The organism is Microcoleus sp. S13_B4 (assembly GCF_036700885.1).
Lineage (GTDB): Bacteria > Cyanobacteriota > Cyanobacteriia > Cyanobacteriales > Microcoleaceae > Microcoleus.
Window position 1 is genome coordinate 175,411 of sequence record NZ_JAUBPU010000005.1, and the last position, 7,296, is coordinate 182,706.

At 50.0% G+C, this 7,296-nt stretch carries 3 protein-coding genes; 2 read left to right on the plus strand and 1 reads right to left on the minus strand.

All coding sequences use genetic code 11. The features are described 5' to 3' along the window. Window positions 1–3,293 (minus strand): cadherin-like domain-containing protein (locus tag QT994_RS05430; protein WP_333172366.1); only part of this gene is annotated, 3,293 nt, incomplete at its 3' end. 1,419 nt (window positions 3,294–4,712) lie between these two features. On the opposite strand from QT994_RS05430, the gene QT994_RS05435 reads away from it, so the two are divergent. Both QT994_RS05435 and QT994_RS05440 read left to right on the plus strand, forming a co-directional pair. Beyond that, a complete protein-coding gene (locus QT994_RS05435) occupies window positions 4,713–4,967 on the plus strand; it encodes a hypothetical protein (protein ID WP_333047282.1) in 255 nt (84 codons plus the stop codon). A gap of 4 nt (window positions 4,968–4,971) precedes the next feature. Then, entirely contained in the window at window positions 4,972–6,672 is a 1,701-nt protein-coding gene (locus QT994_RS05440) for a CHAT domain-containing protein (RefSeq protein WP_333172368.1), read from the plus strand. The last annotated feature ends 624 nt before the right edge of the window (window positions 6,673–7,296 follow it).

Here is a 7,296-nt window from a genome sequence, read left to right on the forward strand (position 1 = left end):
CCTGAGTTGGTAGTAGTACCATTGGCAGAAGGTGCGATCGTACCTGTAAATACAAAGTCCGCCGTTCCCAGATTGCTAGCAGCCGTACCCAGATTCGCAATCAAGGTAGAACCACCCGCTACGGTACCGTTGGCGTCAAAATACAACACTGTTTCGTTCGAGGCATTAGTAAATGCGAAGAAACCAGCAGTTGTAGAATTGCCCAGGGCCTTAGCTTGTGCAGCTTCCAAAGAGGCATAAGTTCCGCCTGTGAAAATCACTAACTCTTTGCCAGTAATGTCCGGATTGGAACCACTTACAGCGTCAAAGTTAGTCGTCGTCAAATTCCCGAAAGCGCTCGCGCTAAACTCGAATTTGTCAGTTCCAGACTTAAAGTCAGCAATTTTATCGCCGCCTTCTTTAGTTGTCCTGTAAACAAACAGATCCGCACCACTGCCACCGCTTATGACATCCAAACCGAGGCCGCCGGTGATGGTATCGTTGCCGTCGCCGCCCTTGAGGCTATCGTTAAAATTGCTGCCGACAATCTTGTCATCGCCTGCTAAACCATCGTAATTAACTGGGGCCGGAGAAGTGGTGAAATCCACATTGTCAGGGCCAGCAGTGCCGACAGGAATATTTAGTGGGGGGCCGGTGAAGACAAAGTTACTGACTTGCAGGCGAATGCTGGCCGAGAAACTGGTCAGAATTTCAAAGCGCGCCCCAACAGAAAATACCAGTACAGAACGGCCCGTAGTGGCATCTGTAAACTGACAGAAAGTAGGTGCGTCTAGGTTGCCACCCAAAGCTACAAACCGCGCTTGCAAAGTCGCGATGCTGTTAACAGTAATATCCGCAGTGAAGTCGAGCAAATTAGCGCTGCCGATCGACCCAACAGCAGTAGTAGCAGTAATATCCAGTCGGGTCAAGCTAGAAACGGTGAGATTAGCAAAAGCTGCCGTAGAAAGCTCTAAAATATCGTCAGTGACATTAAAGTCAGTAATCAAGTCAGCTTCTGCAACTGTTTGAGTCTCTTGGCGGGAAGTACGGTAAATAAAGCGATCCTTTCCAGCACCCCCAATGAGAGTATTGATTCCTAGGCCGCCTTCGATCGAGTCATCATCATCGCCGCCTTTAATTTTGTCGTTGCCCAAGCCTCCTTTTAGTTTGTTTTTGCCTTTACCGACTTCGATCTCGTCATCGTCATCGCCACCGTCGATATCGTTATCGCCATCGCCGCCTTTAATTTTGTCCTTGCCTGGGCCGCCGATGATTTTGTCTTTGCCTTTGCCGGCTGTAATGTCATCGTCACCATCGCTGCCTTCGATGTCGTTGTCCAGCGTCGCAGAACCGACAATAACTTGAGGTGCTGTAGTGCCACCAAACTTAAAGAGATTTTGCTCGATTGTCAAGCTAAAACGCTGACCGATGAGAGCGTTTTTGCCGTTGCTAACTTCAAAACCAAAACCAGCCGGACCGATAAAACCTGGTTTCGCTTTGAAACTTAACAAGCCTGCGTTAATGTCTGCTTGAGTGAAGGTAAAACCGACTTGTGTTACGGCGACTCCCTTAAAGAATAGTTGGCCGGTCGTAGCATCGGGCAGCTCGGTTAGCTTGAAGACTATGTTGCTAGAACCTTGCTGGGCATCGACAAAACTCAACAACTCAGGAGTAATAGTTTGCTCGCCGCCGCTGGAACCAGCAGTCAGGTTCTTATTAGCTCCCGCTTTCGGAGGGTTAAAAATCGGGTTGGAAGTTGGAGTTTGAGTTGGAGTTTGAGTTGGAGTTTGAGTTTGACCATTAACTCCCAAAAAGTCGCTAGCATCGAGCTGCGTTGCCTTGACCTTCAACAATCGCGCCAGCGCGACGTTATTGGCCCGAATTTCGGTATCGTCACCGGCTTGTACAAACGTCAAGTCGCTAAAGTTCAAGTCGCCAATCAGCTTAAACTTGTCCTTGCCATCTTCGTAGTCAGTGATGACTGAAGAACGGCCGGGAGTAGTAGGTTTACCCATGACAAAAACGTCATCTCCAGCGCCACCGACACAGGTATGGTTGCCAGTACCGCCCATCAGCGTATCGTTGCCGTCGCCGCCCATCAGCGTATCTTCGCCATCGCCGCCGCCAACAACGCTGTCGTCGCCCTGGCCGCCGTCTGCCATGTCATTGCCGTCGCCAGTAACGAGGGTATCCTTGCCCGCACCGCCCATCACGGTATCGTCGCCGGCACCACCCATCACGCTGTCGTCGCCGTCGTCGCCGCTGCAAACGTCGTTGCCCGCGCCGCCCATCACGCTGTCGTCGCCGATGCCGCCGCCAACGCTGTCGTCGCCGTCGTCGCCTGCACAGTTGTCACTGCCAGCACCGCCGAGTACGGTATCGTCGCCGATGCCGCCGCTAACGCTGTCGTCGCCGTCGTCGCCACTAACGTTGTCGCTGTCGCCACCGCCCATCACGGTATCGTCGCCGATGCCGCCGCTAACGCTGTCGTCGCCGTCGTCGCCATTGCAAACGTCGCTGCCGGCATCGCCGCCCACGGTATCGTTATCTTTGCCGCCGTTAACGGTATCGTTGCCTTCGCCGCCATTTACGGTATCGTTGCCCCGATCGCCCCGGACGTTATCGTTGCCTGCGCCGCCCTTGCAATCGTCGTCGTCTTTACCGCCGTAGATGGTATCGTTGCCGGCGCCGCCGTCAACCTCATCCTTTCCTTCGTTGCCGTGCACCCAGTCATCGCCGTCATCGCCTTCGCAGGTGTCGTTGCCGGTACCGCCAAAAAGGCTGTCGTTATCTTTACCGCCCTTAACCTTGTCGTCGCCTTTGCCGCCCTTAACCTTGTCGTTGCCCCGATCGCCCTTTATTTCATCGTCGTCATCGCCGCCTTCGCAATCATCTTCACCTTTACCACCGTAGATTTTATTTTTTTTGCCACGGTTTCCTTTGATTTGGTCGTTGCCTTGTTTGCCGTATGTCTCCTCGTTATCGCCCGTGGCGACAATTACGTCATCGTTATCAGTACCGATGACGGTTCGACGGCGATCGATGCCGCTGTCATCATTATTTGTGTCGCCGTTAAATTCCGCAATTGGGCTGTTATCAGCAGCACCTGTGTCGGATGCACCGTTAGACTGATTCGGAAATTTGGTCTTAACGCCGTCGGTGTTTTCGGCAAGCGCTTCCTGAATTAACTTGGCTAACTCCTCATCGGAAAGGGTAGCGCTGTTGTTGCCTAAATCCCCGACAGGCTTTTGTGTTTCATCTTGAGCCAGAAAAAGTTTTCTCGGGCTTTCTTCTAACAAGTTTTCTTCTGCCATCGTTGATATTTCCCAAAAAAAGGTAAGCTTCTTAGAATCAATTTATCAGCAAACAGGAGGCTGCAGAAGAAAAAAATTTAACTTCATGCTTTCGCCTGCTACAGGAGCTGGTCTCCTGATCTTTACTATTATAGATGCCACTTAAACCGCAAGGTTTTTTTCGCTCTGTTGCGAGTTTTATATTCTGCCATTGCGAACCCAACTTAATTAGTCCGCAACCTACACTGTAATTGCTGCGCCGAAGCTCCGAGCATTTAAGATGTTCTCGGTAATTTCTACAGTAAGCAGCGCCGAAGGACTTCGGATTGTAGATTTTCTACGTAATTTCTACAGTGAATTAGCTGAATTTAAACTCGCAACTGACAACTCGTAAATAACGGCCCAAAACCTGTATCCCCCAAATTTTACCCTTGCTTTTTTTCCGAGCTCGGCTGAGTGCATTGAATTTTTCTAACACTCCCAGCTTTGACAAATCCTTCCCTGACTTAGGATTTGAATCTCTTGACTAAACGACTGTACGCTTCTAATTTTAGTTCCCGATGAGTAATTAGAAATTTAGATAATTCACCCGGGCAAATATTTGTTCTAATTTTTAGTTGCACAATTTTCTCTCGATTCGAGGAAACCTCGCGAACTGAGAAAAAATTTTTTTTTTGGCTCAATACTAAGAGTTTTACCAAAATATATCTATCTGACGAAGGATTGCAAAATTTGCCAAGAAATAGTATAAGCACAGAATCCGTTTTTGGTGACCGTTGCAAGCTCGATCGGCATTTTGAGCGGGAATAGCCCACGGCGACCCTGCAAAACCCAGTTGCTTTGTAAAGGATTGGCTACCAAATCCAATAATTATCGGAGAAACCGGCCTGATGAGGTGTAATCCTCTAGATGCCAAAAATGATGGTTGCTTGAGAGTACCGGAATAATTTGATTGCCGTTGTATTGTTGAGAGTTCTTGGCTGCTTACGTTTATTTTTGCTGTTTAACTTTAACTAGATTAAGAGAGTTAAATTAAAAGTTTTCTATATCATAAAAGCGGTAAATTAGCAATAAATTATGAGCAATTATCGATGGTCAACTATCGATTACCGATCGCCACTGAGGTCTTAAGGATGAGGGCGGAGGGCTTACGGATGAGAACCCAGGGCTGACCAATTAATTAATTGACACACAATCAAGATTACACATGGGGGGTTGGTGGTACAGGATAAGCCGTAAAGACCGATCGACCGATCGCCAAAAAAAATAAAATACTCAACTTTCCCTGCGATATTGCCCTGAAACCGGTTGGCCAGAGCTGAAGTAATTTTAATAAGAACTAGAGATCCGCCTGGTAAAGTGCCTCCAATTTAACTTTACTCAGCAATGAGAAACTCAAGTTCACGACGAATCTAAAGGGGTCTGCGGTAGAGGTGCAAAATGTTAAAGATAGCAAGATTGGAGAAAATTCGGCTTTCACCGAGCCACAGGGCAATCAAAACTAATAAACTGTTATTAAAGTACAACTTTTATATCCTCAAAGTGTTTGAACAAATATATATGACGCCAGCGATCGCCCGATCGGGGGAAGCGCATTCAGAAACTTTGATTAAAAGAGTAAAAAATATGTTGCCCAGTGCTATTGCTAGCCACAAAAACGCAGGCAAATTCAGAATTAAGGCGGGAGGGCGCTAAATCCGTGAGCCAGGAATTTCAACTCTCAGTCACCCCTGTTGGGGACGACGAATATCTAGTGCGGACAGAAAGGGTTGCACCCGGTGTACCCTTAGCTGAACAACAAGTCCGCTGGCCGATCGACGAATGGCTTGCACTGTCTGCTCAACTGATGAACGACCCGCTGGTGGGCTTGCTCCAGGGAAAAGTAGTACAGGGAAGCAATTTGGCGGGTCGCGGCCTCTCCCGTTCGGGAAACAACTCAGCGCCGAATTTAGTAGCCCTGGGGCAACAATTATACAGCGGGCTGTTTCAAGGAAACTTGCGCGATAGCTGGACTTGCGCCCAAGGCATCGCCCAGCACCGCCGAGAAGTCCTGCAACTGCGACTCGGACTCAAAGGCCGGCGCTTGCCACGACTGCCGTGGGAAGTTCTGCACGCCGGCGATCGCCCTTTGGCAACCGGCACAGATGTCGTGTTTTCTCGCTACCAACCAGGTACAAGTTTGTTCAAACAAACCCGGATAGTGCCTAGTGGCGGGCCACTAAAAATTTTAATGGCGATCGCGTCTCCGAGCGATCGAGACAGCTTGCAGCTCAAGCGAGAAGTGCTCCACCTGCAACAAGAACTCCAAAACCGCAGCGCTAATCCTCTCAAAAACAGCCCCCATTCCCCGGAAATTCAACTGACTATTCTCGAACAGCCCGATCGAGAACAACTTACCCAAGCCCTAGAACAAGGACACTACCAAGTCCTGCACTACGCAGGCCACAGCAACTTAGGTTCCAGGGGTGGCGAACTCTACCTAGTCAGCAGCCGCACCGGCTTAACCGAAACCTTGAGTGGCGACGACTTAGCTGGATTGCTCGTTAACAACGGTATTCAGATGGCCGTGTTCAACTCCTGCCGCGGCGCCTACGGCGACCCCTCAGACCTCGCGGACGACAGCCCGGAACGGAACTTAACCGAAGCTCTAGTGAAGCGGGGCATTCCGGCAGTGCTAGCAATGGCAGAAAGCATCCCCGACGATGTAGCCCTAACTCTGACGCGGTTGTTTTACCGCAACCTCAATCAAGGCTATCCAGTCGATCTCAGCCTGAGCCGGGCCAGAGCTGGGCTAATTTCTGCCTACGGTTCTCACCAGCTATACTGGGCTTTGCCCATTCTCTACCAGCACCCGGACTTTGACGGCTATTTGACCGGCGCCCCAGCCCACAGTGCGACATCCGGTTCTATGGTGCACATAATCGCGCCGGGAACGCAAACGGCGCTCGCGGGTACAGAATGGAAGGCTCCGTCTTCGGTTTCGGCGATCGCCCAATACCCCGCAATCCCAGCCAATCGATCACATGAGTCAGACAGTTCTGACGGCGAAGTCTGGGAATACTTTCCCGACCCATTAAAAGATCGTAGGGATTGGGTTCACCAGAACGATCGACCCGATGCTACGAATTCACCGAACTCACCGACGGCTTCGCAGTCCTCTATTCCTAATTCTGAGTGTTCGGTGCTCCAAGCAACTCGCGCGGCTGCACAGACTCAAAAACCGTTAAAAAAACCGGGGTTGAAAAAATCTGTGGCCCTAATGCTTTGCTTATTGCCCGTTGCTTTGAGTGGTGGCTTTTTTGGGTGGCGGTACTCGCACCAGCGAGGCCCGAAACCTGAAGAGTTACTCCCGGCGGTACGGACTCCCCTGTCGCAAAATTACCTGCAACAACGTCACTAAAAGCGATCGCCCACTGCAATGCTGAATTTAGACCCTCTTGGCCTAGCTCCAAACAGGGTGGGGTTTTTGCTGGCCATTGGTTATAGGCTGCCGCTGGAAAAGTTATCAAAAGTATGCTGCTCGATCGAATTTCCGACTTACACTAATCAACCCGGTTTCTACCCAAAATAAGCAGCAGCGCCACCAAGGATCTAGGAAGAAACAGGGTTTCTCGTTGAGAGAGTATGTCCGGGACCGCTTGATGCAGTATTCGTCAGTCAATTTAAGATTTGAGACTTCGGCTTGAGCCTTTAGTCGAACGATTTGAGATTTTATATTTACTCCACAGATGAATCTGGGAGGTTGAACAAGAGTCTAAAATTTTGATCTCTCCACGACAGGAGTCGGTGGCTTGTCTGCGGTTTTGAGCGGGCTGATACGGCAGCAGGAGCATTCGTCATTCGGCACAAGACAATAAAAGCCAGAGTTGCAACCATTAATAACCTCCTCACCGTCAGCGCGGTTGCTAAATTTCACAATAATTAATTATGGAAGCGGCTGTGAGTTTGACCCCACATTCCGCACCCCGACTGTCACATGGGGTGCGGGTGGGCTGCGGTTCGCGAGTCGTGTTCAGGGCGACCA